General features: G+C 73.9%; 27 protein-coding genes. 21 read left to right on the top strand and 6 right to left on the bottom strand.

The genetic code is table 11. The features are described from left to right. The first annotated feature begins 78 nt into the window (after nt 1-78). The 5 genes from BUE41_RS12560 to BUE41_RS12540 all read left to right on the top strand — a co-directional run bounded on the left by BUE41_RS12560 (nt 79) and on the right by BUE41_RS12540 (nt 5,048). Nucleotides 79-903: a glycosyltransferase gene (locus BUE41_RS12560; protein ID WP_234997209.1), complete on the top strand. Its 825-nt coding sequence runs from the start codon at nt 79-81 to the stop codon at nt 901-903. Nucleotides 904-905: 2 nt separating this feature from the next. After that, nucleotides 906-1,730, top strand: a complete 825-nt coding sequence (locus BUE41_RS12555; protein WP_073457243.1) for a tetratricopeptide repeat protein — start codon at nt 906-908, stop codon at nt 1,728-1,730. A 166-nt stretch (nt 1,731-1,896) separates the two neighbouring features. Continuing rightward, on the top strand, nt 1,897-3,006 hold the full coding sequence (locus BUE41_RS12550) for a tryptophan 2,3-dioxygenase family protein (RefSeq protein ID WP_143172114.1): 1,110 nt from the start codon (nt 1,897-1,899) through the stop codon (nt 3,004-3,006). Nucleotides 3,007-3,044: 38 nt separating this feature from the next. Further along, entirely contained in the window at nt 3,045-4,115 is a 1,071-nt protein-coding gene (gene manB, locus BUE41_RS12545; protein ID WP_084754877.1) for a mannose-1-phosphate guanylyltransferase, read from the top strand. A 12-nt stretch (nt 4,116-4,127) separates the two neighbouring features. Next, a complete protein-coding gene (locus tag BUE41_RS12540) occupies nt 4,128-5,048 on the top strand; it encodes a DNA-3-methyladenine glycosylase family protein (RefSeq protein WP_234997207.1) in 921 nt (306 codons plus the stop codon). A gap of 7 nt (nt 5,049-5,055) precedes the next feature. On the opposite strand, the gene BUE41_RS32670 is transcribed toward BUE41_RS12540, so the two are convergent. After that, nucleotides 5,056-5,637, bottom strand: coding sequence for a TetR/AcrR family transcriptional regulator (locus BUE41_RS32670; protein WP_281689004.1), 582 nt, complete (start codon nt 5,635-5,637; stop codon nt 5,056-5,058). 72 nt (nt 5,638-5,709) lie between these two features. On the opposite strand from BUE41_RS32670, the gene BUE41_RS12530 reads away from it, so the two are divergent. Genes BUE41_RS12530 through BUE41_RS12515 form a run of 4 tightly spaced genes read left to right on the top strand, consistent with a single transcriptional unit; the run spans nt 5,710 to nt 9,339 of the window. After that, the gene (locus BUE41_RS12530; protein WP_073457240.1) at nt 5,710-6,450 is read left to right on the top strand and encodes an SDR family NAD(P)-dependent oxidoreductase; all 741 of its coding nucleotides are present in this window, start codon (nt 5,710-5,712) and stop codon (nt 6,448-6,450) included. A gap of 41 nt (nt 6,451-6,491) precedes the next feature. Next, nucleotides 6,492-7,457 carry a 2-phospho-L-lactate transferase gene (cofD, locus tag BUE41_RS12525; RefSeq protein ID WP_073457239.1) on the top strand — a complete coding sequence of 322 codons (966 nt, stop codon included), beginning with the start codon at nt 6,492-6,494 and terminating at the stop codon, nt 7,455-7,457. Continuing rightward, nucleotides 7,454-8,788 carry a coenzyme F420-0:L-glutamate ligase gene (locus BUE41_RS12520; protein WP_073457238.1) on the top strand — a complete coding sequence of 445 codons (1,335 nt, stop codon included), beginning with the start codon at nt 7,454-7,456 and terminating at the stop codon, nt 8,786-8,788. Before cofD ends, BUE41_RS12520 begins: the two co-directional genes overlap by 4 nt. Beyond that, nucleotides 8,782-9,339, top strand: coding sequence for an NUDIX hydrolase (locus BUE41_RS12515; RefSeq protein ID WP_073457237.1), 558 nt, complete (start codon nt 8,782-8,784; stop codon nt 9,337-9,339). Before BUE41_RS12520 ends, BUE41_RS12515 begins: the two co-directional genes overlap by 7 nt. On the opposite strand, the gene BUE41_RS12510 is transcribed toward BUE41_RS12515, so the two are convergent. Beyond that, nucleotides 9,300-10,070, bottom strand: coding sequence for a site-2 protease family protein (locus BUE41_RS12510; protein ID WP_073457236.1), 771 nt, complete (start codon nt 10,068-10,070; stop codon nt 9,300-9,302). The genes BUE41_RS12515 and BUE41_RS12510 overlap by 40 nt on opposite strands. Before the next feature lie 261 nt (nt 10,071-10,331). Between BUE41_RS12510 and BUE41_RS12505 the strand changes: the two genes are divergently transcribed. Further along, complete coding sequence (locus BUE41_RS12505; protein WP_143172125.1) at nt 10,332-10,589, top strand: WhiB family transcriptional regulator; 258 nt, start codon at nt 10,332-10,334, stop codon at nt 10,587-10,589. Nucleotides 10,590-10,719: 130 nt separating this feature from the next. Here BUE41_RS12505 and BUE41_RS12500 read toward each other — a convergent pair whose 3' ends face one another. Next, on the bottom strand, nt 10,720-11,196 hold the full coding sequence (locus BUE41_RS12500) for a metallopeptidase family protein (protein WP_073457235.1): 477 nt from the start codon (nt 11,194-11,196) through the stop codon (nt 10,720-10,722). Nucleotides 11,197-11,282: 86 nt separating this feature from the next. Here BUE41_RS12500 and BUE41_RS12495 point away from each other — a divergent pair, with 86 nt between their 5' ends. The 9 genes from BUE41_RS12495 to BUE41_RS12455 all read left to right on the top strand — a co-directional run bounded on the left by BUE41_RS12495 (nt 11,283) and on the right by BUE41_RS12455 (nt 19,321). Then, a complete protein-coding gene (locus BUE41_RS12495) occupies nt 11,283-11,657 on the top strand; it encodes a DUF3499 domain-containing protein (protein ID WP_073457234.1) in 375 nt (124 codons plus the stop codon). A gap of 68 nt (nt 11,658-11,725) precedes the next feature. Then, nucleotides 11,726-13,084 (top strand): phosphomannomutase/phosphoglucomutase, encoded by a 1,359-nt coding sequence (locus BUE41_RS12490; protein ID WP_073457233.1) that lies wholly within the window; start codon nt 11,726-11,728, stop codon nt 13,082-13,084. 87 nt (nt 13,085-13,171) lie between these two features. Further along, nucleotides 13,172-13,384, top strand: coding sequence for a Trm112 family protein (locus BUE41_RS12485; RefSeq protein ID WP_073457232.1), 213 nt, complete (start codon nt 13,172-13,174; stop codon nt 13,382-13,384). Nucleotides 13,385-13,395: 11 nt separating this feature from the next. Then, on the top strand, nt 13,396-14,484 hold the full coding sequence (locus BUE41_RS12480) for an SIS domain-containing protein (RefSeq protein WP_073457231.1): 1,089 nt from the start codon (nt 13,396-13,398) through the stop codon (nt 14,482-14,484). Nucleotides 14,485-14,519: 35 nt separating this feature from the next. After that, a complete protein-coding gene (gene manA / locus BUE41_RS12475) occupies nt 14,520-15,722 on the top strand; it encodes a mannose-6-phosphate isomerase, class I (RefSeq protein ID WP_073457230.1) in 1,203 nt (400 codons plus the stop codon). 49 nt (nt 15,723-15,771) lie between these two features. Beyond that, nucleotides 15,772-16,692, top strand: coding sequence for a cation diffusion facilitator family transporter (locus tag BUE41_RS12470; RefSeq protein ID WP_073457229.1), 921 nt, complete (start codon nt 15,772-15,774; stop codon nt 16,690-16,692). A 68-nt stretch (nt 16,693-16,760) separates the two neighbouring features. After that, nucleotides 16,761-18,266, top strand: coding sequence for an amino acid permease (locus tag BUE41_RS12465; RefSeq protein ID WP_073457228.1), 1,506 nt, complete (start codon nt 16,761-16,763; stop codon nt 18,264-18,266). A gap of 43 nt (nt 18,267-18,309) precedes the next feature. Beyond that, the gene (locus BUE41_RS12460; protein ID WP_073457227.1) at nt 18,310-18,630 is read left to right on the top strand and encodes an ArsR/SmtB family transcription factor; all 321 of its coding nucleotides are present in this window, start codon (nt 18,310-18,312) and stop codon (nt 18,628-18,630) included. Further along, nucleotides 18,617-19,321, top strand: coding sequence for an SRPBCC family protein (locus tag BUE41_RS12455; RefSeq protein ID WP_073457226.1), 705 nt, complete (start codon nt 18,617-18,619; stop codon nt 19,319-19,321). The genes BUE41_RS12460 and BUE41_RS12455 overlap by 14 nt, the downstream gene beginning before the upstream one ends. Nucleotides 19,322-19,333: 12 nt before the next feature. On the opposite strand, the gene BUE41_RS12450 is transcribed toward BUE41_RS12455, so the two are convergent. Continuing rightward, nucleotides 19,334-19,939 carry a uridine kinase family protein gene (locus tag BUE41_RS12450; protein ID WP_143172112.1) on the bottom strand — a complete coding sequence of 202 codons (606 nt, stop codon included), beginning with the start codon at nt 19,937-19,939 and terminating at the stop codon, nt 19,334-19,336. Nucleotides 19,940-20,057: 118 nt separating this feature from the next. After that, nucleotides 20,058-21,176 (bottom strand): class I SAM-dependent methyltransferase, encoded by a 1,119-nt coding sequence (locus tag BUE41_RS12445; protein WP_073457224.1) that lies wholly within the window; start codon nt 21,174-21,176, stop codon nt 20,058-20,060. Between the two features lie 224 nt (nt 21,177-21,400). Between BUE41_RS12445 and BUE41_RS32425 the strand changes: the two genes are divergently transcribed. After that, the gene (locus BUE41_RS32425; RefSeq protein ID WP_073457223.1) at nt 21,401-23,629 is read left to right on the top strand and encodes an AfsR/SARP family transcriptional regulator; all 2,229 of its coding nucleotides are present in this window, start codon (nt 21,401-21,403) and stop codon (nt 23,627-23,629) included. Beyond that, nucleotides 23,550-24,326 carry a hypothetical protein gene (locus tag BUE41_RS12435; protein ID WP_073457222.1) on the top strand — a complete coding sequence of 259 codons (777 nt, stop codon included), beginning with the start codon at nt 23,550-23,552 and terminating at the stop codon, nt 24,324-24,326. The genes BUE41_RS32425 and BUE41_RS12435 overlap by 80 nt, the downstream gene beginning before the upstream one ends. A 61-nt stretch (nt 24,327-24,387) precedes the next feature. Here the strand turns inward: BUE41_RS12435 and BUE41_RS12430 are convergent, their stop codons facing one another. Next, nucleotides 24,388-26,025, bottom strand: a complete 1,638-nt coding sequence (locus tag BUE41_RS12430; protein WP_073457221.1) for a long-chain fatty acid--CoA ligase — start codon at nt 26,023-26,025, stop codon at nt 24,388-24,390. Between the last annotated feature and the right edge of the window lie 84 nt (nt 26,026-26,109).

The following is a 26,109-nucleotide window of genomic DNA, read 5'->3' as shown; positions in this document are numbered from 1 at the left end:
GCAATGTCCCGCGGAGGAAGCCCGTCTGCTCACTCCGCGTGTCGTCGAAGTGTGATGCAGAGGAGTGTCGTGCTAGCCGTGCTGCTGCCCGTCTGGGCCGGGGACGACGCCGATCACCTCGCCACCGCGTTCCGCTCCGTGACCGACGAGCAGACGCGGCGTCCCGATCAGGTGGTGATCGTGCGCGACGGGCCGGTCGGGGCCAGGTTGCAGACCCGGATCGACGAGCTGGTCGCCGGGTCGTGCGTACCGGTCGACGTCGTGGCGCTGGAGACCAACCGCGGGCTCGGCCCCGCACTCGACGCCGGCCTGGCTGCGTGCGAGCACGAGCTGGTGGCGCGCATGGACGCCGATGACATCTCCCTTCCGCACCGCTTCGCCACTCAGGTACCGATCATCGAGTCCGGGGTGGACGTGCTCGGCTCCGGGCTGCTGGAGTTCGGCACCGATCTCGACGACGTCGTGGGTAGCCGCACCCCACCAGTCACGGCCGCCGACATCACCCGCCGGGCCCGGTTCGCCTCCCCGTTCAACCACCCGACGGTGGTCTACCGGCGCGAGGTCGTTCAGTCGGTCGGCGGGTACGGCGATTTCCCGCTCATGGAGGACTACCTGCTCTGGGCCAAGCTGATCATGGCCGGGGCGCGGGTGGCGAACGTCGCCGAGCCGCTCGTGGCCTACCGGGTCGGGGCGGGCGCCTACGCCCGCCGCGGCGGCTGGGCCCAACTGCGCGCGGAGCTGGCCCTGCAGCGGCGATTCCTCGGGCTGGGGTTCACCACGCCCGCCCAGTTCGCGCGCAACGTCGTCGTCCGCGGCGGTTACCGGCTGGTGCCCGAGCGGCTGCGGCGCAGCGCGTACCGCCGGGTTGTCGCGCACTACCCGGCGGGTAACCCACAGGGATGACGATGAGCACTTCGCCCAGCGACGAGGGGATCGCGCTGCTGCGCGCCGGACGGGCCGCCGAGGCCGTGGAGCCGCTGCGGCGGGCCGTCGCGGCCGGCGCCCCCGGTGCCGCGGACCTGCTGGCCAGGGCCTATCTGGACAGCGGCAGCTGGCACGCGGCCGCGGACTGGCTGCGGCCCCTCGTCGACTCGGGGAGAACGGAGTTCGCCGGGCGGCTCGGCGTCGCGCTCGCCGGCGCGGGCGAGCGCGCGGCCGCCGAGGCCGCGTTCCGGCTCGCGGTGTCCACCGGGGACCTCGCCGCGGCCAACGACCTGGCCATCCTGCTGCGCGACCACGGCCGGCCCGGCGAGGCGCAGCAGGTGCTGGAGCAGGCGGTCGCCGCAGGCGACTCGATCGCGCCCGCCAACCTCGTCGCGCTCCACCTGGAGGCGGGCCGGCTGGACCAGGCACTGGAGACCGCGGAACGGCACGTCGACGAGACCCGTCCGGACACCCTCGTCGCGCTCGGCGACGTACGGGTCGCGCAGGGCCGCGGTACCGAGGCTGAACACCTCTACGTGCAGGCGATCCGCCTCGGCGCCGGTCGCGCGCACACCGCGTACGCCTACTACCTGGCCGGCAACGGCGACCTCGCCGGTGCCGAACGCGAGTTCCGCGCGGCCGTCGAGGAGGGCGAGCCGCGGTGGGCGGTCACGCTGGCCCGGTTCCTCCTCGACGCCGGTCGCCTCGACGAGGCCCGCGGCTACCTGCAGGTCGCGATCGACGCGGGCGACGTCGAGGCCGCGGAGCTGCTCGCCGAGCTCGAGGGTGACCCCGCCGACGATTGACGCCGACGATCGCCACCCGCGATCAACACCGACGACTGACCCTGCCCGTCCGGTGAGGAAAGCCTGACCCACCCGCGGGCTGATCCGCTCCGCGCCGGGGATCCCGGCGCACCCCTGCCCGGCGCATCGTGTGATCACGAGGTCCGAGGCGCAGCAGGAGGCGGTCATGGAGCAGCAGGACCCCGGTCTGGCACTCGCCCGGCAGGTCTACGCGCGGATCGACGCCACCGGCACGGCGGTCTTCCCCGGCGAGCTGCTCGAGGAGCTGGCCGCGCACCGGGCCGGCAGCGCCGACCCGTACCTGCGGGCCTTCCTCGACAGCGTGCTGGCCCGCCGAGACGACCGCTTCGTCAACCGCCACTACCTGGCGCTCCCGCTCGTCGAGCTGGTGCTCTCCGACCCGGAGTCCGGCCTCGACCCGGACCGGCTCGCCGCGCTGCTCATGGCCGACGTCATCCGGCACGAGGTGCGCACCGCGGGCCGCCCCGACGCCCCCGCCCCGGCCGTGCTCGCGAAGCGGCTCAAGCACGCCCGCCGGTTCGTCGCCCACGCCCTCGGCGAGCCGGACACCGACGGTTGCCCGGTCACCGGCCTGCCCGAGCCGCCCGCCACCCGCGCCGGGGCTTGGCTCGCGCTGTCCGTGCCGCGCGTGTCCGCCCGGCACGACGAGTACTTCTTCCTGCGCGCGCTGCAGTGCCACGAGCTGACGTTCACCACGCTCGTCGCCGACGTGCGCGGCGCGACCACCGCTCTGCGGGCGGGCGATTCCCGGCGGGCCGCTGATCTGCTGGAGCACGCCGTCACCGTCTTCGGGCGGGCGGCGCTGCTGTTCCGGCTGGTCGCGACGATGAGTCCCGAGGCGTTCGGTGACTTCCGCCAGCACACCGAGGGTGCGAGCGCCGTGCAGTCCGATCAGTACAAGCGGTTCGAGGTGTCGTGCGGGCGCCCCACCGCCGAGCGGCTCGCGTCGCTGGCGTTCGACGGGGTGCCGACGGTGCGGGCCGAGGTGTTCGCCGGCCACGACGATCTCTCCCGGGCCTACCTCGATGCCTACGCCGACCGGCCGCCGCACCCGCGGCTGGCCGCGGCGATGGCCCGGCTGGAGGACGTCCACCAGCGCTGGAAGACCACCCACCACTCGCTGGCCTCCCGCATGCTGGGCGACCTGCCCGGTTCCGGCTACAGCTCGGGGGTGCCCTACCTGAGCGGATGCCTGCGCAACCGGCTGTTCTGGCGGGTCGGTGCTGCGGAGTGCCCGATGCCCGCTGCGTCGTAGGGGAGGGCCTCGGGAGAGGGTCCTAGACTGCCCGGGTGCTGGAGGACGTCGAGGCCGTGATCCTCGTGGGCGGCAAGGGCACGCGTCTGCGCCCGCTCACCCTCTCCGCCGCCAAGCCGATGTTGCCGACGGCTGGGGTGCCGTTCCTCGCCCACCTGCTCTCCCGGATCCGCGCCGCGGGGGTGCGCCGGGCCGTGCTCGGCACCAGCTACCTCGCCGAGACGTTCGAGCAGGGCTTCGGCGACGGTTCGGCGCTCGGCCTGGAGCTGACCTACGTCACCGAGGAGGAGCCGCTGGGCACCGGCGGCGGCATCCGCAACGTCGCCGACCGCCTCACCGCCGAGACCGTGCTGGTGTTCAACGGCGACGTGCTCTGCGGCACCGACCTGTCCGCGGTCGTCGAGACGCACCGCCGCCGCGAGGCCGACGTCACCCTGCACCTCGTGCGGGTGCCGAACCCGCGGGCGTTCGGCTGCGTGCCCACCGACGCCGAGGGCCGGGTGCTGGCGTTCCTGGAGAAGACCGAGGATCCGCCGACCGACCAGATCAACGCCGGCTGCTACGTCTTCCAGCGGAAGGTGATCGACGAGATCCCGGCCGGCCGGCCGGTGTCGGTGGAGCGGGAGACGTTCCCCGCCCTGCTCGCCGCCGGGGCGCGGGTGTGGGGGCACGTCGACAACGCTTACTGGCGCGACCTGGGCACCCCCGCCGACCTGGTGCACGGCTCGGCCGACCTGGTGCGCGGCATCGCGCCGTCCGCGGCGCTGCCCGGGCCGCCCGGTGAGCGGCTCGTCCTCGAGGGCGCCGAGCTGGCCCGTGACGCGCTCGTGTTCGGCGGTACCGCGGTCGGGCGCGACGTGCGGATCGGCGCCGGCGCCCGGGTGGAGGGTTCGATGCTCTTCGACGGGGCGGTGGTCGGGCCGGGCGCCCTGGTCCGGCACTCGGTGATCGGGTACGGCGCCCAGGTGCACGACGGCGCCGTCGTGATCGACGCGGTGGTGGGGGACCGCGCGATCATCGGTGCGCACTGCGAGCTGCGCCACGGCGCGCGGGTCTGGCCCGACGTGGCACTGCCGCCGCACGGGGTGCGGTTCTCCCCCGACGTCTGATGCTCGGGACCCGTGGCTGAGCGCGGCCTGGTCCGCGAGTGGCGCCCGGACCACCCGCTGGACCTCGCCGGTGTGCTGGCCCCGCTGCGCCGCGGCCGGGGTGATCCGGCCTTCGTGACGGCTGGGCACGGCGCGCCGATCTGGCGGGCCTCGACCAGCCCGGACGGCCCGGTCACCACCCGGCTGCATCGCCGCGTCGACGGCGCGGTCGTCGCCACCGCCTGGGGTCCCGGCGCGGAGTGGGCGCTCGACGGGCTGCCCGCGCTCTTGGGCGCCGACGACCGGCCCGAGGACTTCGTCGCCCACCACCCGCTGGTCGCCGACGCGGCGCGGCGCCGCCCCGGGCTGCGGTTCGGCGCGACCCGGCGGGTGTGGGACGTGCTGGTCCCGGCGGTGCTCGAGCAGAAGGTGACCGGCATCGAGGCGCGCCGGTCGTGGCGCGAGCTGTGCCGCCGCTACGGCGACCCGGCGCCCGGTCCCGCCCCGGCCGGCCTGCGCGTGCCGCCCACCCCGGAGCAGCTGCGCGCGGTGCCCGACTGGGAGTGGCACCGCGCCGGTGTCGACCTGGCCCGGCGGCGCACGATCCTGGCCTGCGCCGCGGTGGCGTCGCGGCTGGAGCGGGCCGTCGAGCTGGGCGGCGCCGAGGGCCGGGCGCTGCTGCGCACCGTGCCCGGGGTCGGGGTGTGGACCGCCGCCGAGGTGGCGCAGCGGGCCTGGGGCGATGCCGACGCCGTCAGCTTCGGCGACTTCCACATCCCCGCGTTGGTCGGCTGGGCGCTGCTCGGCAGGCCGATCGACGACTCCGAGATGGCCGAGGTGCTGGCCCCGTACGCGCCGCAGCGGCAGCGGGCGGTTCGGCTGGTCGAGGTCTCGGGGTTCCGCAGGCCCCGGTTCGGCCCCCGGTACTCGCCGCGGAACTTCCGGGCGATCTGAGCACCGCTCAGCCGCCTCGCCGGAACCGCGGCCACACGCTCAGCGCGGCGTCGATCACCGCGTCCAGGTCGGCCTGCTCGGCGCCGTCGCGGGCCTCGATCGCCAGGCCGTGCAGGACCGTGCCGTAGAACCGGACGGCAGCCGGGACGTCGAGGTCCTCCTCGGCCGTCGCGCGCAGGGCCGCCGCCAGCGCGGCGAGCGCGTCGCGCCGCTTCGCCGCCAGGAACTCGCGCACGGCCCGGTTGCGGTCCGTGCAGGTCAGCGCGGCCAGCACGACCAGGCAGCCGCGCGGCCTGCCCGCCACGACGTACTCGCGGGCGGTGTCGCGCAGCCAGTGCTCGACGATCTCCCGCGCGGTGCCGCCGTGCGCCGGTGGGTGCCCGAACAGCTGCCCGTAGCGCTCCACCGCCTCCCGGAAAAGCGCCTCCTTGTTGCCGAAGGCCGCGTAGAAGCTCGGCGCGTTGATGCCCATGGCGGCGGTGAGGTCGGCGAGCGACGTGCCCTCGTAGCCGCGTTCCCAGAACAGGTGCACGGCCGTGTCGAGGGCGGCGTCCCGGTCGAAGGCCCGCGGGCGGCCACGTGGCGGCACGGCCAACATTCTATAGCGATCGGTACAGAAGTGCGCTATATGTGTATCAACCGATACATAAATGGGGGAGGCATGGGCACACTGGACGGCAAGGCCGCGCTCGTGACCGGGGGTAGTCGGGGGATCGGAGCGGCGATCGCGCACCGGCTCGCCGCGGAGGGCGCCGACGTCGCGATCACCTACGAGCGCTCGGCGGAGCGGGCGAAGACGGTGGTCGACGCGATCACCGGGCTGGGTCGCACGGCGCTCGCCCTGCGCGCCGACGCCGCGGACGCCGCCGCGGTCGCCGCGGCCGTCGACCGGGCGGCCGCGGCGCTCGGCGGGCTGGACGTGCTGGTCAACAACGCCGGGGTCTTCCCGGTCGGTCCGGTCGCCGACCTGCCGTTGGTGGAGTTCGACCGGGCGTTCGCGGTGAACGTGCGCGCGGTGTTCGTCGCGACGCAGGCGGCCCTGCGCCACCTGCGGCCCGGCGGGCGCGTGGTGCACATCGGCAGCAACCTCGGCGAGCGCGTCCCCCGACCTGCGCTGAGCGCGTACGCGGCGACGAAGGCGGCGGTGGCGGGGCTCAGCCGGGGGTTCGCGCGCGACCTCGGGCCGCGCGGCATCGCGTCGGTGGTGGTGGCGCCCGGTCCGACGGACACCGACATGAACCCGGCCGACGGCCCCCGCGCCGCGGACGTGCTGGCGCTCTCCGCGGTGGGCCGGCACGCCGATCCCGCCGACGTGGCCGCGACCGTGGCCCACGTCGCCGGCCCGGCCGGGGCGTTCCTCACCGGCTCGGTGGTCACCGTCGACGGCGGGGTCAACGCATAGCCGCGATCGGGTCCGGCGACCAGCGCCGTAGGCTCGTCGGTGTGAAGGTGACGGTGCTGGTGGGGGGCGTCGGCGGGGCCCGGTTCCTGCTCGGCGTCAAGGAGCTGCTCGGGCCGGGCGCCGACATCACCGCGGTGGTGAACGTCGGCGACGACGTCTGGCTGCACGGCCTGCGGATCTGCCCCGACCTCGACACGTGCATGTACACCTTGGGCGGCGGGATCGATCCCGAGCGCGGCTGGGGCCGCGAGGGCGAGACCTGGGTGGTGCGCGACGAGCTCGCCGCCTACGGCGCCGATCCCACGTGGTTCGGGCTCGGCGACAAGGACATGGCCACGCACCTGATCCGCACGCGGATGCTGCGCGCCGGCTACCCGCTCTCCGACGTCACCGCGGCGCTGTGCCACCGCTGGCAGCCCGGCGTCGCACTGCTGCCGGCGTCGGACGACCGGGTGGAGACCCACGTCGTCGTCGACGACCCGGCGAACGGGCCGAAGGCGCGCAAGGCCATCCACTTCCAGGAGTGGTGGGTCCGGCACAAGGGGGAGCTGCCCGCCCACCGGTTCGCCGCGATCGGCGCCGACGAGGCCACGTTCCTGCCCGCCGCCCGCGAGGCGATCACGAACGCCGACGTGGTGCTGCTCGCGCCGTCGAACCCGGTGGTGAGCATCGGCGCGATCCTGGAGATCCCGGGTGCCCGCGACGCCCTGCGCGAGACGCAGGCCAAGGTCGTCGGGGTGTCCCCGATCGTCGCGAACCGGCCACTGCGCGGCATGGCCGACCGCTGCCTGCAGGCCATCGGGGTGGAGACGACCGCGGAGGCCGTTGGTCGGCACTACGGGGCTCGTCCGGACGGAGGGCTGCTCGACGGCTGGCTCGTGCACACCGGAGACACCGCCGACGTGCCCGGTGTGGCGACCCGCGCGGTCCCGCTGCTCATGACCGACCCGAAGGCGACGGCGCAGATGGTGCGCGAGGCGCTCGACCTCGTGGGCCTCGCCCCGTGACCGATCACGCCGCGCCCGGCGAGGTCCGGATCCTGCCGGTCCCCGGACTGCCCGAGTTCCGCCCCGGCGACGACGTCGCCGCCGCGATCGCCCAGGCCGCCCCCTGGCTCGCCGACGGCGACGTCGTGGTCGTCACCTCCAAGATCTTCTCCAAGGCCGAGGGCAGGCTCGTGCCCGCACCGACGGATCCGCAGGAGCGGGACGCGCTGCGCCGCGAGCTGGTCGAGGAGGAGACCGAGCGGGTCGTCGCCCGGCGCGGCAAGACCGTGATCGTGGCCGGCAAGCTCGGCATCGTGCAGGCCGCCGCCGGCGTCGACGGATCCAACGTGCGCGCCGACGAGCTGGCGCTGCTGCCCGCCGATCCCGACGCCAGCGCCGCCCGGCTGCGCGCCGACCTCGCCCGACTGACCGGCACGGACGTCGCCGTCGTCGTCACCGACACGATGGGCCGGGCCTGGCGGGTCGGCCAGATCGACCTCGCCATCGGCGCGGCCGGGATCTCCGTCGTCCACGGCTACGCGGGTCAGCGCGACGCGGAGGGCAACGAGCTGGTCGTCACCGAGATCGCGATCGCCGACGAGATCGCCGCGGCCGCCGACCTGGTCAAGGGCAAGCTGGGCGGCACCCCGGTGGCGGTGGTGCGCGGGCTCACCCCGGTCGACGACGGGTCCACCGCTCGCGACCTGGTCCGTCCGATCGAGGCCGACATGTTCCGGCTCGGCACCGACGAGGCGATCGCGCAGGGCCGCCGGGAGGCGGTCCTGCTGCGGCGCAGCGTCCGCGAGTTCAGCGACGAGCCGGTCGACGTCGAGGCGGTGCGCCGGGCCGTCGCGGTGGCGCTCACCGCGCCCGCGCCCCACCACAGCACACCGATCCGGTTCGGGCTGGTCCGCGAGAAGCGCACCGCCCTGCTCGACGCGATGGCCGCCCGCTGGCGCGAGCACCTGGAGGGCGACGGCCGCCCGCCCGAGGAGGTGGCCCGCCGGATGCGCCGCGGCGACCTGCTGCGCCGCGCACCGGAGCTGGTGCTGGCCTTCCGCACCGGCGACGGCATGCACCCCTACCCGGACGAGGCCCGCCGCCTGGGCGAACGCACGATGTTCACCGTCGCCGGCGGCGCCGCGGTCCAGTCGCTCCTGATCGCGCTCGCCGCGGAGGGGCTGGCCTCGTGCTGGGTGGGATCGACGATCTTCGCTCCCGACGTCGTCCGCGACGTGCTGGGCCTGCCCGGCGACTGGCAGCCGCTCGGCGCGATCGCCGTCGGGCATCCAGTGGAGCCGTTGGTGCCGCGGGCACCGCGTGACCCGGAAGGGGCGTTCTTCGAGTGGTAGCACCCGCCGTCGCAGCCCAGGAGCTGCGTGCCTGGCAGCCCGAGGACCCGAACCAGCAGTCGCTGCGCGAGGCGCTGCTGGCCTACCTCGCCGCCCGCCCGGACGACGCGTGCGACCGCTCCTGCGTGCCCGGACACCTCACCGCGTCGGCGCTGGTCGTGGACGCGGCGGGGGAGCACGCGCTGCTCACGCTGCACCGCAGGCTGGGGCAGTGGCTGCAGCTGGGCGGGCACTGCGAGCCGGGGGACGAGACGCTGCGCGCGGCGGCGCTGCGCGAAGCGACCGAGGAGTCCGGCATCGAGGGGCTGACGATCTCCGAGACGCCCTGGCACGTGGCTGTGCACCCGCTGACGTGCTCGCTCGGGGTGCCGACGCGGCACCTGGACGTCCGCTACCTCGTGCGCGCCCCGGAGGGGGCGGTGCCGCGGATCAGCGACGAGTCGGTCGATCTGCGCTGGTGGCCGCTCGACGACCTGCCGCCGGATCCGGGGGTGCGCGAGATGGCCGCCGCCTACCAGCGGGCCCAGTCCCAGAACCGCATCTCGCTGTAGCCGGCGCCGAACAGGCGCAGATCCCCGCCGGCGAGCTGGTAGATCCACGCCGCGCCGGACGACAGCGCGGACAGCAGCGGCGGGAACGTGATCAGCAGCACGAAGAACACCAGCGGTGCCCAGCTGCGGACCAGCGGGTTGATCCCGCGCGGGGCGACGTACGGCTCGAGCACGCCCCAGCCGTCCAGGCCGGGGACGGGCAGGATGTTCAGCAGGAACGCCAGCATCTGGAAGAAGGCCAGTGTGGACAGTCCGGCGGCGAGCCCGAGCGGCACGGGGACGAGCGCGGTCACGGCCAGCAGCGCGATGCCCAGGACGAGGTTGGTGACCGGGCCGGCGAGGGAGACGAGGCTGCGCGCAGCGCGGGAGCGGAGCAGCCCGTGGTTGATCCACACGGCCCCGCCCGGCAGGGCGATCCCGCCGAGCAGGAGGAAGATCACAGGGAGCACGATGCTCAGCCCGATGTCGGTGTAGCGGCGGATGTCGAGCGTGAGATAGCCCTTCTCCCGCACCGACCAGTCGCCGCCGCGCAGTGCGACGAACGCGTGCGCCCATTCGTGCAAGCACAGCGACACCGCCCAGCCGCCGACCACGAGGAGCAACAGCCCGGCCGACAGCAGGAACGAGTGGTCGCTCGTGGCGAGGGCGGCGGTGCCGGGGACGGTGAGGGCTCCGCCCGTGACCGTCACCGCGATGAGCAGCAGGAACCAGGGGCTGAGTCGACCCTTCACGGCTCCGACTTAACCATTGAGCCGGACGAGGGACCGACCGGGTGTACCTCATCACCCGGTTGGCAGGTTCAACTTGCGGATTTCCGACGACATCGGTGTACTTACATTGCTGTCATTCGGGGACGGCAGCCATTCGCCGGGTGCGGGGAGGTAGGGCGGGTGAACGTCATCACGGATTCGTTGTCGCTGGTCGAGACGACCGGAGGCCTACCGGTGCGTGCGGGGGGCGCGCTCGACGAGGCGTCGTACGAGGAATCACCGTTGCGTAACCTGGTCCTGCTCGAAGGTGGGGGCGAGGAGCAGCCCGATTGGCAGGAGCGAGCCCTCTGCGCCCAGACCGACCCTGAGGCGTTCTTCCCGGAGAAGGGCGGCTCCACGCGTGAGGCCAAGCGCATCTGCGCCGGTTGCGAGGTCCGCGCCGAGTGCCTGGAGTACGCGCTGGCGAACGACGAGCGGTTCGGTATCTGGGGCGGGCTCTCGGAGCGGGAGCGTCGCCGGTTGCGGCGCGCCGTCATCTGAGGAGTTCCTCCGTCGAAGCTCGCCTCCCAAAACGGAACGCGAAAGCCACTTTCCCGATCGAACTCGGGAAAGTGGCTTTTCTGTTCTCGTCCCCGGACGATCCGGTAAACCGGACGATCATTCTGTGATGTCAGGGCCCACCGTCGACGGCGTCGGGTTCGATGTTCAGGTAGTCCGCCACCTGCTCGACGAGCACTTCGTGCAACAGATCGGCGAGCTCGGCCGAACCCTTCGCCCGGGCCTCGATCGGCCGGCGGTACAGCACGATCCGGGCTCGCGACGGCATGCCCTGCGGATCGACACCGGCCGGGACGAGCTGGGCGAGCGGGACCCCGGTGTCGGCGAGCACGCCCGTGTCCCACACGACGCGGTCCGGCGAGGTCTCGTGCACCTCGGGGACCTCGTCGACGGCCAGGTCGAGCTCGGCCAGCTCGGCACCCCACCGCAGCTCGATCGGCTCCAGCGCCTCCAGCACCAGAGCGTCGAACCGCTCCGCACGGGTGCGCGATGCCGGGGTCGAGGGAGGGTAGAGCAGACCACGCAGACCGCGCCCGCGCCGATCACGCCGGCGGGGCACGCGCCGGAGCGTACGTCGCGCTGTCGTCACCGTCTCGATAGTAGTCGCGCGAGCCTCCGGCGAGACACTGCGCGTCGTGACGGTGCGTCGGGCTGAACAAGCGCTATCGTCGGGGCGTGCTGAGCGTGCGGAGGTGTTCGCGTACCGGGTGCACCGAGCTCGCGGTGGCCACGCTCACCTACGTGTATGCGGACTCCACCGCGGTCGTCGGTCCACTGGCGACGCAGGCAGAGCCCCACTCGTACGACCTGTGCACCACCCACGCGCACAAGCTCACGGCCCCGCGCGGATGGGAGCTGGTCCGCTTCGAGGGCGAGTTCGCCCCACCCCAGCCCACGACCGACGACCTGACCGCGCTGGCCGAGGCGGTGCGCGAGGCGGGCCGGGCCGACCGCCCGATCGAGGCGACCCTGCCGGCGCCCGGGGTGGTGCAGCGCGGCCGGCGTGCGCACCTGCGGGTGCTGCCCGGCGCCGCCGACGAGGAGCAGTGAGCGTCACCTGACCCCTCGGCTCGGGGCGGACGGGCCGGAGGACGCCGGTCGCACTAGGCTCGGCTGACGTGGACCTCTCGGCGATCGTGAAGGCCTACGACATCCGCGGTGTCGTCGGCGACGGGCTCGACGAGCCGGTGGTCCGTGACCTCGGGGCGGCGCTGGCGCTGCTGCTGCGCAGCGAGGACCCCGGCGCCCGCGCCGTCGTCGTCGGCCACGACATGCGGGAGAGCTCGCCCGCGCTGGCTGCCGCGTTCGCCGACGGCGTGACCGACCAGGGCCTCGACGTGGTCTCGATCGGCCTGGCCAGCACCGACATGCTCTACTACGCCTCGGGTGTGCTCGACCTGCCCGGCGCGATGTTCACGGCCAGCCACAACCCGGCCCGCTACAACGGCATCAAGCTGTGCCGCGCCGGGGCCACCCCGATCGGCGAGGACACCGGGCTGCGCACCATCCGCGAGACCGTCGAGGCCGGCGTGCCGGCCGGGCCGGGCGGGGGCCGGCGCACCACGCAGGACCTCCTGTCCGGCTACGCCGCGCACCTGCGCGGGCTGGTGGACCTGTCCGGTGCCCGCCCGCTGCGGGTCGTCGTCGACGCCGGCAACGGCATGGGCGGCCACACCGTCCCCGCGGTGTTCGCCGGGCTGCCGTTCGAGGTCGTGCCGCTGTACTTCGAGCTCGACGGCACCTTCCCCAACCACGAGGCCAACCCGCTCGACCCGGCCAACCTCGTCGATCTGCAGAAGCGGGTGCTCGCCGAGTCCGCCGACATCGGGCTGGCCTTCGACGGGGACGCCGATCGCTGCTTCGTCGTCGACGAGCGCGGCGAGCCGGTCAGCCCGAGCGCCATCACCGCGCTCGTGGCGGTGCGCGAACTGGCGAAGTCGCCCGGCGCCGTGATCATCCACAACCTGATCACGTCGCGGGCGGTCCCGGAGATCGTCGCCGAGCACGGCGGACGCGCGGTCCGCACCCGCGTCGGGCACTCGTTCATCAAGCAGACGATGGCCGAGTCCGGTGCCGTCTTCGGCGGGGAGCACTCCGCCCACTACTACTTCCGCGACTTCTGGCGGGCCGACTCCGGCATGCTCGCCGCCCTGCACGTGCTCGCGGCCCTGGCCGAGTCGCCGGGCCCGCTGTCGGCGCTCATGCGGCAGTACGCGCGCTACCCGTCGTCGGGGGAGATCAACTCCACCGTCGACGACGTGCCGGGCCGGATCGCGGCCGTGCGCGCGGCGTACGCTGACCGGCCGGGGGTGACCATCGACCTGCTCGACGGGCTCACGGTCGACCTGCCCGACGGCTCCTGGTTCAACCTGCGTCCCTCCAACACCGAGCCGCTCCTCCGGCTGAACGTGGAGGCGCGCGACGAGGCGACCCTGGCCGCACTGCGCGACGACGTACTGGCGATCGTCCGCGGCTGAGCCCGCGAAGAACGCCCGGGAGAGTGACGCCGGGCACTAGCATCGATCCGATACCGCCCCGGGAAACCAGCGCGAGGAGATTTCGGCGTGGCCGTTCAGCTCGACGATCAGCTCATGGACATCCTGGCCTGCCCGGCCGACCACGCGCCGCTGCGCGTCGGCACGGCGGCCGACCCGGCTGCTGATGTGCTCACGTGCACCGCGTGCGGGTTGCGCTACCCGGTCGTCGACGGCATCCCGGTCCTGCTCGCCGACGAGGCGCTCCCCGCCGAGGCCGCGGCGGACGGCGCCGGCGCCTGACGGGATCGACGGTGCTCGACGACACGGTGCTCGCCGATCCCGCCGCGCTGGCGACGCTGGACTCCGGCGGCGTGCTGCGCTCGGCGGCGACGGCCGGCGCCCAGGTGCGCTCCACCGCGTCCGCTGCGGAGGAGGCCGGGATCGCGCAGCTGGAGGGCACGCGGCCGCGCGCGCTGGTGCTGGTCGCCCGCCCGGGCACGTCCGCGTCGGCGGCGACGATCCTCGCGGCGCTGCTGGGCCCGGCCTGCCCGGTGCCCGTCGTGGTCAGCGAGCTGGTGCCGACGTGGATCGGCGCGCTCGACGTCGTGGTGGCGCACACCTGCGACGGCACCGACTACGAGCTGGCGGACTCGATCGACCGCGCCACCCGCCGCGGCGCCGAGGTGGTGCTGACCGCGCCCACCGAGGGCCCCGTCGCGTCGGCCGCGGCCGGGCGGGCTCGGCTGATCGAGCCGCGGGTCCCCGTGCCGCCCGGGCTGGACCTGCCGCGCGCGCTCGCCGCCGGCATCAGCGCGTTCGCCCACCTGGGCCTGCTCGGCGCCGACCCGGGGCTGGGCGATGAGCTGGGCCCGGTGGCGGACGCGCTCGACGCCGAGGCCGAGCGCAACCAGCCCGGACACGAGCCGTTCATGAACCCGGCCAAGTCCCTCGCGCTGCGCCTCGCCGACCGCACCCCGCTGCTGTGGGGCACCGACGCGCTCGCCGCCGGGGTCGCCGCGCACGGGGTGCGCGCCCTGGCCACGCACGCCGGGATCGTCGCGCACGGGGCCTCGGCCGCGGACGGGGTCACCGCCACCGGCCTGCTGCGCGCGCTGGCCGGCGCCGCCGACGTCTTCCACGATCCGTTCGCCGACGGTGCCGACGAGGCGTCCGCCCCGCCGCCACGAGTCGTGCTCATGGCCACGGGCGAGGATGATCCCGTTCGAGAGCTGCGGCGGACGGGTCGGGACCTGCCCAACCCGGACGTCATGCACCCGGTCGAGGAGGTCGCGCGGGGCACCCGCCACGCCGCGTTGCTGCGGGCGGCCCTGATGGCCTCCCGGCTCGACGTGGCCGCGGTGTACCTCGGGTTGGCCACCCGCACGATCACGCCGGCCTGACCGGGCCGGCCCGACAAGACTGGAGCGCTGCGGCCGTGGAGCTGCTGGACAACCCGATCCGTCCCTACGCCTGGGGTTCTCGGACGGTGCTCGCCGAGCTGCTCGGTCACGAGTCGCCGTCGCCGCACCCGGAGGCGGAGATGTGGCTCGGCGCGCACCCCGGCGACCCGTCCCGGCTGCGCAGCGGCGAGTCCCTCCTCGACGCGCTGTGCGCCGACCCCGAGGGATTGCTCGGGGCGGACCGCGCGCGCAAGTGGGACGGCAAGCTGCCGTTCCTGCTGAAGGTGCTCGCCGCCGACGAGCCGCTGTCACTGCAGGCCCACCCCAGCCTCGACCAGGCCCGGGTCGGGTTCGAGCGCGAGGAGCGGGCCGGGATCGCCCGCGACGCGCCCGAGCGCAACTACCGCGACCCCAACCACAAGCCCGAGCTGCTCTGCGCGCTCACCGAGTTCCACGCGCTGGTGGGGTTCCGTCCGCCGGAGAAGACCGTCGAGCTGTTGGCGGCCCTCGCCGTGCCCGAGCTGGACGCCTACTCCCAGCTGTTGACCGCCCAGCCGGACGCCAACGGCCTGCGGGCGCTGTTCACCACGTGGATCACGCTGCCGCAGTCGGTGCTGGACACGCTCGTGCCCGCGCTGCAGGCCGGTTGCGTGCGGCTCGCCGCCGCCGATGGGCCGTTCAAGGCCGAGGCCCGCACCGTGCTGGAGCTGTCCGAGCGCTACCCGGGCGACGCGGGCGTCCTGGCGGCCGTGCTGCTCAACCGGGTCACCCTGCAGCCCGGCGAGGCGGTCTACCTGCCGGCCGGGAACCTGCACGCCTACCTCGAGGGCGCGGGCATCGAGGTCATGGCCAGCTCCGACAACGTGCTGCGCGGCGGCCTGACGCCCAAGCACGTCGACGTCCCCGAGCTGCTGCGCGTGCTCGACTTCCACGCTGCCGTGCCCCCGGTGCTCACCGGCACCCCCGACGGGGCCTGGCTGCGCTACGACACCCCGTTCGAGGAGTTCCTGCTCCGCCGGCTGGAGGGTGACCCGGCCGCTGGTCTCGTCGCCGTGCCCGACGGCGGGCCGCGCATCGTGCTCTGCACCCGCGGTGCGGCCGTCCTGCGCGGGCGGGACGAGCAGCTGGACCTGCACCGAGGCGCCTCGGCGTGGCTGGGGGCCGACGACACCGGGCTCACGGTCGAGGCGGTGGAGCAGAACACCCAGCTGTTCCTGGCCGGGGACGGTCTGGACTGACCGGTACTCCCCGCTCCGCGCCCCCGAACTCGATCGTTAGGGTGCCCGCGTGGCTTCGCATGGTGGTACCCGGGCGATCATCGCCGCGCTCCTGGCCAACGCCGGCATCGCAGCGGCGAAGTTCATCGGTTACCTGATCACGGGGTCGTCGTCGATGCTGGCGGAGTCGGTGCACTCGCTGGCCGACACGTCCAACCAGGGTCTGCTGCTGCTGGGCGGGCAGCGGGCCAAGCGGGCGGCGACGCCGGAGCACCCCTTCGGGTACGGCCGCGACCGCTACTTCTACTCGTTCATCGTCGCGCTGCTGCTGTTCGCCCTCGGGTCGGTGTTCGCCCTGTACGAGGGCATCCACAAGCTCGAGGAGCCGGAGGAGCTGACGTCGCCGCTGGTGGCGGTGGCGATCCTGGTCGTGGCGATCGCGCTGGAGGGCTATTCGTTCCGCACCGCGATCGCGGAGTCGCGCTCGCTCAAGGGCGACGGGACGTGGTGGCAGTTCATCCGGCAGTCGAAGGTCCCGGAGCTGCCGGTCGTGCTGCTGGAGGACTTCGGCGCGCTCATCGGGCTGGTCCTGGCACTTCTGGGCGTGGGACTCACGGTGTTCACCGGCAACCCCGTGTTCGACGCGCTGGGCACGATCGCGATCGGACTGCTCCTCGGCGTCATCGCGATCATCCTGATCATCGAGATGAAGAGCCTGCTGGTCGGCGAGGGTGCAGCGCCCCCGGTGCTCAGGCAGATCGTCGAGGGGCTCGAGTCCGGGTCGGTCGAGCGGGTCATCCACATCCGCACTCAGTACATCGGGCCGGAGGAGCTGCTGGTCGCGGCGAAGATCGCGCTGGCGACCGGGCTGCCGCTCAAGGAGGTCGCGCAAGCCATCGACGACGCCGAAGCGCGGGTGCGGGCCGCGGTGCCGGTGGCCCGGATCATCTACCTGGAGCCGGACCTCGATCGGTCGACGAGCCAGGCCTGATCCGGTCCGCCGCGCCGAGTGCGCGTCGCTCGGGATGCGCAAGCGGACGAAGGCGTTACCTTCGTCACATGTCACCCTCAGCGACGCGGCAGGCGGGGATCCACCGGACGAAGTCCGTCGAGCAGTCGGTCCGCGAGACCGACGAGCCGGAGACCAGGCTGCGCAAGGACCTCGGCACCTGGGACCTGATCGTCTTCGGGGTCGCGGTCGTCATCGGCGCCGGGATCTTCACGCTCGCCGCGAGCACCGCGGGGGACATCGCCGGTCCGTCGGTGTCGCTGGCGTTCGTGCTCGCCGCGATCGCCTGCGGGCTGGCCGCGCTCTGCTACGCCGAGTTCGCTTCGACCGTGCCGGTGGCGGGCAGCGCCTACACGTTCTCCTACGCGACGTTCGGCGAGTTCGTCGCGTGGATCATCGGTTGGGACCTGGTGCTGGAGTTCGCGGTCGGCAGCGCTGTGGTGGCCAAGGGTTGGTCGGCGTACCTCGGCGAGGTGCTGGGCCTGGCAGGCGCCCAGGTCGACACGTCGGTGCCGCTGGGCTTCTTCTCGTTCGACTGGGGCGCGCTCCTGCTGGTCGCCGTGCTGACGACGCTGCTGTACCTGGGCACGAAGCTGTCCAGCCGGGTCAACCTGGTGATCACGACGATCAAGGTCGCGATCGTGCTGTTCGTCGTGGTGCTCGGGCTGTTCTACGTGAACGCGGCGAACTACGAGCCGTTCATCCCGCCGGCGGCGGAGGGCGGCGACTCGGCGACGGGGCTGGGCCAGTCGCTGCTGTCGCTGCTCGGTGGTGGCGCGAGCAGCACGTACGGCGTGTACGGCCTGCTGGCCGCGGCGTCGCTGGTGTTCTTCGCGTTCATCGGGTTCGACGTGGTCGCCACGACCGCGGAGGAGACGCGCAACCCGCAGAGGTCGGTGCCGCGCGGGATCATCGGCTCGCTGGTCATCGTGACCGTGCTGTACGTCGCGGTGGCGCTCGTGCTGACCGGGATGGTGCCCTACACCGAGCTCGCCACCGTCGGCGAGGACCGGGCCACGCTGGCCACGGCGTTCGCCGCGCGCGGGGTGGACTGGGCGGCCGCGATCATCTCGATCGGCGCGCTGGCCGGCCTCACCACCGTGGTGATGGTGCTGCTGCTCGGCCAGACCCGGGTGTTGTTCGCGATGTCGCGCGACGGGCTGCTGCCCTACGGGCTCTCGCGCACCGGCAAGTACGGCACCCCGGAGCGCGCCACCCTGCTCGTCGGCGGTGCGGTGGCGGTCGCGGCCACGTTCTTCCCGGCGGGTGCGTTGGAGGAGATGGTCAACATCGGCACGCTGTTCGCGTTCGTGCTGGTCTCGATCGGGGTGATGGTGCTGCGGCGCAGCCGGCCTGATCTGCCGCGCGCGTTCCGCACGCCGCTGGTCCCGGTGGTGCCGGTCCTGGCCGTGCTGGCCTGCGCGTGGCTGATGCTGAACCTGACCGTCGAGACGTGGCTGCGGTTCGTCATCTGGATGGCGATCGGCCTGGTGGTCTACTTCGCCTACGGGCGCAGGCACTCCCGGCTCGCTCAGGAGCTGCACGCCGGGCGGTGAACATGCCCTTGCGGTTATATTTCTGTGCGGTTATGTTCGGCGGGTGACGTTCGAGGTCCTCGCTGAGCCCGTGCGGCGACGCATCCTCGACCTGCTGCGGGAGCACCCGCGCACGGTCGGGGAGCTGACCGCCGAGCTCGGGCTCAGCCAGCCGGGCACGTCGAAGCACCTGCGCGTGCTGCGCGAGGCCGGGCTGGTGCGGGTGCGCTCCGAGGCGCAGCGCCGCTGGTACGAGCTGGATCCGGCCCCGCTCGTCGAGGTCGACGCCTGGCTCGCGCCCTACCGGTGGATGTGGGCGGACCGGCTCGACCGGTTGGAACGTCACCTCGAGGAGGAGGAGGAGGCCCGAGATGACCGGTCTTGACCAGGTGGACGGGCGGTCCGTGCTGCGCATGGAGCGCCGGATCGCGCACCCCGTGGAGCGCGTGTGGCGGGCGATCACCGAGCCCGCGGGCCTGGCCGCGTGGTTCCCCTCACCCGTGACGATCGAGCTGCGGCCCGGCGGCCGGGTCGACTACGGCGACGGCCCCGACGGCGCGGTGACCGCCCTCGACCCGCCGCGGCTGATCGCGTTCACCTGGGACACCGACCACCTGCGGTTCGAACTGGAACCCGACGGCGACGCGACGCTGCTGCGGCTGGTGCACACGTTCGACGACCACGGCGGCGCCGCGAGATTCGCTGCCGGCTGGCACGCCTGCCTCGACGGGCTCGGCGCCCTCCTCGACGGCGACGCCGTCGTCGATCCCGGCGCGTTCGACCACGCCGCCACGCACGAGCACTACTTCGCGGAGTTCGGGCTCGACGAACCGGTCGTGACCGACGGGCCGGACGGCTGGCAGGTGCAGGTGCAGCGCCAGCTGGTCCGCCCCGTCGAGGAGGTCGCCCCGAAGCTGCCGGCCGACGGCGACGGCGTGCGGTGGGAGCTGGGTGAGGGCACCGGCCACGGCGCCCGGCTCGTCGTCACGTGGTCGGGTGGCGATGCCGCGGCGTGCGAGGCGGCGCGCGCCGACCTGCTGCGCCGGGTGCGGGAGCTGGTCGCGGCGCTCGCCTGATCACTGCGCTGGTCAGGGCCAGTCGCTGGACTCCCGCGACCAGTCGCGCAGCCCGTCGACGACGTGCGTGCAGCGCTCCCGGGTGCCCTCGCGGGCGTAGTGCGCCTCCTCCTGCGCGGCCCAGCGGTCCCAGTGCAGGCGGTAGGCGTCACCGTCGCGCAGCACGGCGCGCCGGTAGCGCTCCTCGTCGGGCGCCTCGACCCAGAACGACATCGTCGCGAAGTGCTCGACGGCCCGCGCGCACGCCCCACAGCCCTCGACGAGCAGGACCTCGGGCACGCCCAGCTCGACCGGCTCGTCGCTCCACCGGCCCTGGTGCCAGTCCCACGTGCGGTACCGGACGGGCGTGGCGACCGACAACGGCAGCAGGACGTTCTGCAGCAGCACCTCGACGGAGGTCTCCAGCCCGTCCCACCCGGGGGTCAGGTCGTCCATGTGGACGACGGGTGCCCCGCCGAACGCCGTGGCGAGCAGGTTCGCGAAGTAGCTCTTCCCGGAGCCGGACCGGCCGTCGACGGACAGCACGCGGGTGGCGCCGCAGCGCGACAGCGGCTCGTCCATGACGCGCGCGGCGAGCGCCGCGAAGGGATCACCCCATGCAGGGTCGCGCCGTGCCACGGACGCCAGGATGCCTGACGGGACCGGCTCAGCGGCCCCGTCGTGCGCGTGTCGAACGTCCCACCACCCGGACGGCCCCGACGCGCCGGACGGGTCCGTCCGGCGCGCCGGGCGCGCCTCAGCGGGTGAGCCGGTAGAAGCGGAAGAAGTCGTTGTCGATGTCGAGGACTTCCACCCCGGAGAACCCGGCCTCCGTGGCGTAGCGGCGCAGCGCGTCCGGCCGCAGCACCGTGCCGGTGCCCGCGCTGGGCTGGTGCGACATGCCGTCCGGCAGGCAGCAGATGAGGCTGTAGCCGTACATCAGCCGCTCGACCTCGCCGCCGGGCGCGGTGAACGTTTCGGCGACGCGCTCGTCCATCACGATGACCGCTCCCGTGTCGCCGGCGAGGCGGCGGGCCGTGTTGAGCACGCCCACCGGGTCGGGCAGGTCGTGGATGCACTCGAACGCGAACACGGCGTCGTACGGCTGCGCCTCGGCCGGGCCGGTCGCGGCGTCGGTGTGGTGGAAGCGGACCCGGTCGGCCACCCCGTTCTCGGCGGCGTTGCGCCGGGCCGCCTCGATCGAGGGCAGGTCGACGTCGAACCCGTCGATCCTCGCTTCGGGGTAGGCCAGCGCGATGCCGATCGCGGACCAGCCGTAGCCGCAGCCGATGTCGGCGACCCGGCCGCCGGCGCGCAGGGCGGCGTCGACATCGGGGATCCGCGGCAGGTACTCGTTGCCGAGCACCCGCAGGAACAGCGGTCGGTTCGCGGCGGCCTGGGCCTCACGGGTGTCGTTGCCCAGCTGCGCCCAGCTCACCCCGCCACCGGTGCGGTAGGCCTCGACCAGCGCGTCCATGTGCTTGCCCGCGCCGATCAGGAACTTCGCCAGCGGGGCGAGGTAGTTCGTGGACAGCTCGTCGGTGAGCGGCTCGATGTGCTCGGCGGGCAGGGTGAAGCGGCGGCGGGCCGGATCGGGCTCGTCGTCGGCGTCGAGGAACCCGGTGACGGCCTGCTGCTCCAGCCACTCCCGCGCGTACCGTTCGTGGGTGCCGGTGCGGGCCGCCAGCTCGGCCGCGGTCGACCCGCCGCTGCCGGCCAGCGCGCGGTAGTAGCCGAGCCGGTCGCCCAGGTAGACCGACTGGATGTCGATCGTGCTCAGCAGGGCGTCGAACAGCCGCTCGACGAGCGCGTCCGTCGAGCGCGCCGGTGTCCCGGCGGCGTCGGCGGCGGGCCGGTTGATCTCGGTCGTGGTCATGATCGATCCCTCTGTCGATTCGGCGGTTGCTTCGGCGCTCCCATCAGCGCTGGTCGGGAAGCTAGGGACGCTCGATGTCAGGTCACGGGCACTCGGCTGTCACCTCGCCGGTCCGCCTGTCATCCGGCTGTCGGCGCGCTGTCACCCGGCTGTCCGGTGTGGTTCGTCCGGTGTGCGTGCAGAAGGTGGTTCCGTCGAGCGTTGCCTGCTGTGACGATGTGCGCGTGACCGTGGTCAACGTGCTGGGTCCGGTCATGCTCCGAGGACCGGACGGTCCGGTCCGGCTGGGGTCGGTGCGCGGGCGGCGGCTGTTGGCCGCGCTGGCTGCCCACTTGCGCACCGCGGTGAGCATCGACCTGCTCGCCGAACTGATCTGGGGCGTCGATCCACAGGATCTGCCGGCCGACCCGGCGGGGGCCGTGCACACGCACGTCGCGCGGCTGCGGCGGCTGCTGCCCGCCGAGGTGCGGATCATCACCGCGCCCGACGGCTACCTCCTCGCCGCCGACCGTGCGCTGGTCGACAGCACCGCGTTCGTCGACCGGGTGAGCGCCGCGAGCCAGCTGCGCGACCCGGCGGAACGCGCGGAACTGCTGGCTGCGGCGCTCGCGCTGTGGCGCGGCCGACCGTACCCCGAGCTCGACCACCCCAGCGTGCACCCCGAGATCGCGCGGCTGGTGGAGCTGCGGTCGTCCGCGATCGAGCAGCACGCGGAAGCGCTGCTCGCCGCGGGCCGAGCAGGGGAGGCAGCCGCGGCCATGGAGGCGCTGACGGTGGCCGAGCCGCTGCGGGAGAGCGCGGTGGCGCTGCTGATGCGCGCACTCGCGGCCACCGGCCGACCGGGCGACGCGCTGGCCGCCTACACCCGGCTGCGCACCCGGCTCGCCGAGGAGCTGGGCCTAGACCCCGGGCCGCAGCTGCAGGCACTGGAGCAGCGGGTGCTGCGCCACGAGCTGCCGGCCCACGTCGCCGCCCCGGTCGCGGCCACCGCCCCTGCCGCCGCGCCGCCCGTGCACCCGCCGCCGACCTCGTGGCAGCGCGCGCTGCCGATCAGCTCGTTCGTCGGGCGCGACGCCGACCTGCGGTGCACCGCAGAGCTGCTGGATCGATCGAGGATCGTGACGCTGTGCGGGCCCGGCGGCGTGGGCAAGACCCGGCTGGCCACCCACGTCGCCTTCGAGGTCGCGGACGGGTACCGCGACGGCGCGCTGTTGGTCGATCTCGGTGAGGGCGGGCCCGACGACGTCGGGTCCGCGGTGGCCAGCGCGCTGCGGCTGTCCGAGATCGGCGCGGGCGGGCTGGTGGGCCGCGTGGTGGAGGTGCTCGCGGTGCGGGAGCAGCTGATGCTGCTCGACAACTGCGAGCACGTCGCCGATGAGGTCGCGGCACTGGTGGAGGCGATCGTGGCCGGCGCCCCGAAGATCCGGATCCTCGCCACCAGCCGGGAGCCGCTGCGGGTGGACGGGGAGCACGTCGTCCGGCTCACCCCGCTCGATCTGGGGTTCGCCCGCGAGCTGCTCCTCGACCGCATCCGCGCCGCCGATCCGCTGGCCGAGCCGGACCCGGACCAGGACGAGCTGGTCACGGCGCTGTGCGAGCGGCTCGACGGGCTGCCGCTGGCGCTGGAGCTGGCCGCCGGGCGGGCGGTGCAGCTCGGGCTGCGCGGGCTGCTCGCCGCCCTGGACCGGCCGCTGGAGGTGCTGCGCGGCGGGCGGCGCACGGCGGCGGCCAGGCACCGGTCGCTGCGCGACGTCGTGGAGTGGTCCTACGGCATGCTCGACGACGACCAACGGCGGCTCTTCGACCGGCTCTCGGTGTTCGCCGGCCCGGTCGAGGCCGCGGCGATCGAGGTGGTCTGCGGGGAGAGCGCCGCGCTCGGTGACCTGGTGGACCGGTCGCTGGTGGTGCGCCAGGCCGGCGACCCGGCGCGGTTCGGGATGCTCGAGACGCTGCGCGCGTTCGGCCGGTCCCGGCTGGCCGCCGATCCGGAGGGGACGCGGCTGCGGGAGCGGCACGCCGCCTGGGCGGTGCGGCTCGCCGACGAGATCGCCCGGGCGCGGTGCGGCCCCGGCGAACCCGCCGCAGTGCGCCGCTTCGACGCGCACCTGGCCGAGCTGCGCCGCGCCCACGCGTGGCTGATCGAGAACGGCCCGGTCGAGGACGTACTGCGGCTGGGCGCGCTGTTCGGCAAGCTCGCGTTCCTGCGCGGCCGGGTCGACCTGGTCCAGCTGCTGGAGGCGTCGCTGCGCAGGGCCGGCGCCCTGCAGGGCGGGGCGGCCGCGGCGGCGCATCCGCTGGTGGCGCACCTGCTCGGATTGCTGGCAGCGGGGCCGGCTGGCAGAGGCCGAGCAGCTGGTCGAGCAGGCCCTCGCCGTGGCGGAGGCGGCGCAGGCACCGACCGCTGCCTGCGAGGCCTACCAGGCGCTGGCGAACGTGCTCGCCTTCCGCGGTGATCTGGCCGAGGCCGCCGACGTCACCCGGCGCACGCTCGAGCTCGCCGAGCGTGCGGGCGACGTCGAAGCGCAGTTCATGGCCTTCGCCGACCTGACCCTCAACTCCGCCTACGCGGGACAGGACGACCTCGCCGGCGCCTACGAGGACCGCGCGGTGGCGCTCGCCGAGCGGATCGGCTCCCCGACGGCGCTCGGCTACCTCGCGTACGTGCGGGGCGAGCGCCGGGCCGAACGCGGCGACCCGGAGGCCGCGCACTACCTGCAGGCTGCGATCCACGCCGCCGAGCAGGCCGACTGCGGGTTCATCGCGGGCATCGCCCGGCACACCCTGCTCACCTCGACCGCCCGGTCGAGCACCGAGCCCGAGGCCGCGCTCGCCGTGTTCGCCCCGCTCATCGACCACTGGCACGGCTTCGGGGCATGGACGCAGCTGTGGATCGCCGTGCGGGCGCTCATCGAGACGCTGGCCCGGCTCGACCGGCACCGCGACGTCGCCGTGCTGCTCGGGGCGCTGTGGGCGAGTCCGAGCGCGAGCCCCGTGTTCGGGCCGGACGCCGAGCGGGTGCGCCGGGTGGAGACGGCCGCTCGGGAGGCGCTCGGCGAGGAGTTCGAGCAGCTGCGGGCCCGCGGCGCCGCGCTCGGGGACGCCGGAGCGGTGGCGCTCGTCCGCCGGCTGACCCGGGAGGGGCTCGACTGACCCCGCGACGAGGACGAGCCCGCGGCGCGCGCACCACGGGCTCGTCCACGACGGGTGCGGGTTACCGCTCCGCGGCGGCGGGCAGCTCGTAACCGCCGAACTTCTCCCGCAGCGTCTTCTTGGAGAACTTGCCGACGCTGGTCTTCGGGATCTCGTCGATGAACTCCACGGCGTCGGGCAGCCACCACTTCGCCACCCGCGGCCGCAGGAACTCGATGACCTCCTCGGCGGTCAGCGTCTCGCCGGGCTTGACCACCACGCACGCCAGCGGCCGCTCCACCCACTTCTCGTGCGGCACGCCGATGACCGCGGCCTCGGCGACCTTCGGGTGGGCCATGATCTCGTTCTCCAGCTCGACGGAGCTGATCCACTCACCGCCGGACTTGACGAGGTCCTTGGTGCGGTCGACGAGCCGGAACGAGCCGTACCTGTCCACCGTCGCGACGTCGCCGGTGCGCAGCCAGCCGTCCTCGGTGAACTGGGAGCCGCCACCCTCGCCGCGGTAGTAGTCCTTCGCGATCCACGGGCCTGCGGCCTGCACCTCACCGGTGGCCTCGTCGTCCCACGGCTGGGGCTCGCCGGTCTCCGGGTCGGCGATGCGCAGCTCGACCAGCGGGAGGGGGTAGCCCTGCCGGGCGCGAGCGTCGGCGCGCTCCTCCTCGGTGAGCCCCTCGTGGTGGGAGCGCATCGACGAGACCGAGGCGATCGGGCTGGTCTCGGTCATGCCCCACGCGTGCAGCAGCGGGATGCCGATGGCCTCGCGGTAGGCCTCCGACAGGGCCTTCGGCACCGCCGAGCCGCCGCAGAGGATCGCCCGCAGGTGCCTCAGGTCGTGGTCGCCGAGCAGCGGCTGCACACCCATCCAGATGGTGGGCACGCCGGCGGTGATGGTCACCTCGTGCCGCTCGAGCATCGACACGATCGCCTGCGGTGCCATGTTCGGGCCGGGCATGACCAGCGTCGACCCGGCCAGCAGCCCCCCGTACGGCAGGCCCCACGCGTTGGCGTGGAACATCGGGACGACGGGCATCAGCACGTCGCGCTCGGAGAGGGCGGGGCCGTCGGCGAACAGGGTCGCCACCGAGTGCAGCACCGTGGAGCGGTGGCTGTAGACCACGCCCTTCGGGTTGCCCGTGGTGCCGGACGTGTAGCACATCGCAGCCGCCGTGTTCTCGTCCTCGATGACGAAGTCGCCGCTGAACGGCTCGGCCGCGGCCAGCAGCTCCTCGTAGTCGCGCACCCGCGGGTCGTCGGGGATCGCGGTGTCGGCGCCGTCGTCGATGACGACGAACGCGCGGACGGTGGGCATCTTGTCCGCGAGCGGCCACAGCAGCGGCAGCAGCGACCGGTCGACGAAGATCACCTCGTCCTCGGCGTGCCCGACGATGTAGACCAGCTGCTCCGGGAACAACCGGATGTTGAGCGTGTGCAGCACGCGCCCGGTGCACGGGGCGGCCAGGTACAGCTCCAGGTGCCGGGCGGTGTTCCAGCAGAACGTCGCGACGCGCCCGTCGGCGCTGATGCCGAGGTCGTCCAGCGCGGTGGCGAGTCGACGTACCCGGGTGCACAGCTCCGCGATGGTCGTCGTGGTCTCGCCGTTGACCTCGGCGGTGACGACGGTCTTGTGCCCGAACAACTGCTCCGCGCGGTGGAAGATGTGCGGGAGAGCCAGCGGGCGGTCCTGCATCAGTCCGAGCATTCGATCGCTCCCAGTGTGTTACGGGTCACCGCAAGCTACATCTGCAGTGTGCCTCGCACCACGACCGTCAGGTCAGGTCCGCGT

The organism is Pseudonocardia thermophila, from assembly GCF_900142365.1.
Classification (GTDB): domain Bacteria; phylum Actinomycetota; class Actinomycetes; order Mycobacteriales; family Pseudonocardiaceae; genus Pseudonocardia; species Pseudonocardia thermophila.
Note: the sequence above shows the minus strand (reverse complement) of the source record. Positions and strands in the feature narration are given on the sequence as shown.

Coding starts and splice junctions, on each gene's coding strand:
- BUE41_RS12555 (WP_073457243.1), top strand. CDS start 906: ATGAGCACTTCGCCCAGCGACGAGGGGATCGCGCTGCTGCGCGCCGGA.
- BUE41_RS12550 (WP_143172114.1), top strand. CDS start 1,897: ATGGAGCAGCAGGACCCCGGTCTGGCACTCGCCCGGCAGGTCTACGCG.
- BUE41_RS12530 (WP_073457240.1), top strand. CDS start 5,710: ATGGGCACACTGGACGGCAAGGCCGCGCTCGTGACCGGGGGTAGTCGG.
- BUE41_RS12465 (WP_073457228.1), top strand. CDS start 16,761: ATGTCACCCTCAGCGACGCGGCAGGCGGGGATCCACCGGACGAAGTCC.
- BUE41_RS12455 (WP_073457226.1), top strand. CDS start 18,617: ATGACCGGTCTTGACCAGGTGGACGGGCGGTCCGTGCTGCGCATGGAG.
- BUE41_RS12445 (WP_073457224.1), bottom strand. CDS start 21,176: ATGACCACGACCGAGATCAACCGGCCCGCCGCCGACGCCGCCGGGACA.
- BUE41_RS12430 (WP_073457221.1), bottom strand. CDS start 26,025: ATGCTCGGACTGATGCAGGACCGCCCGCTGGCTCTCCCGCACATCTTC.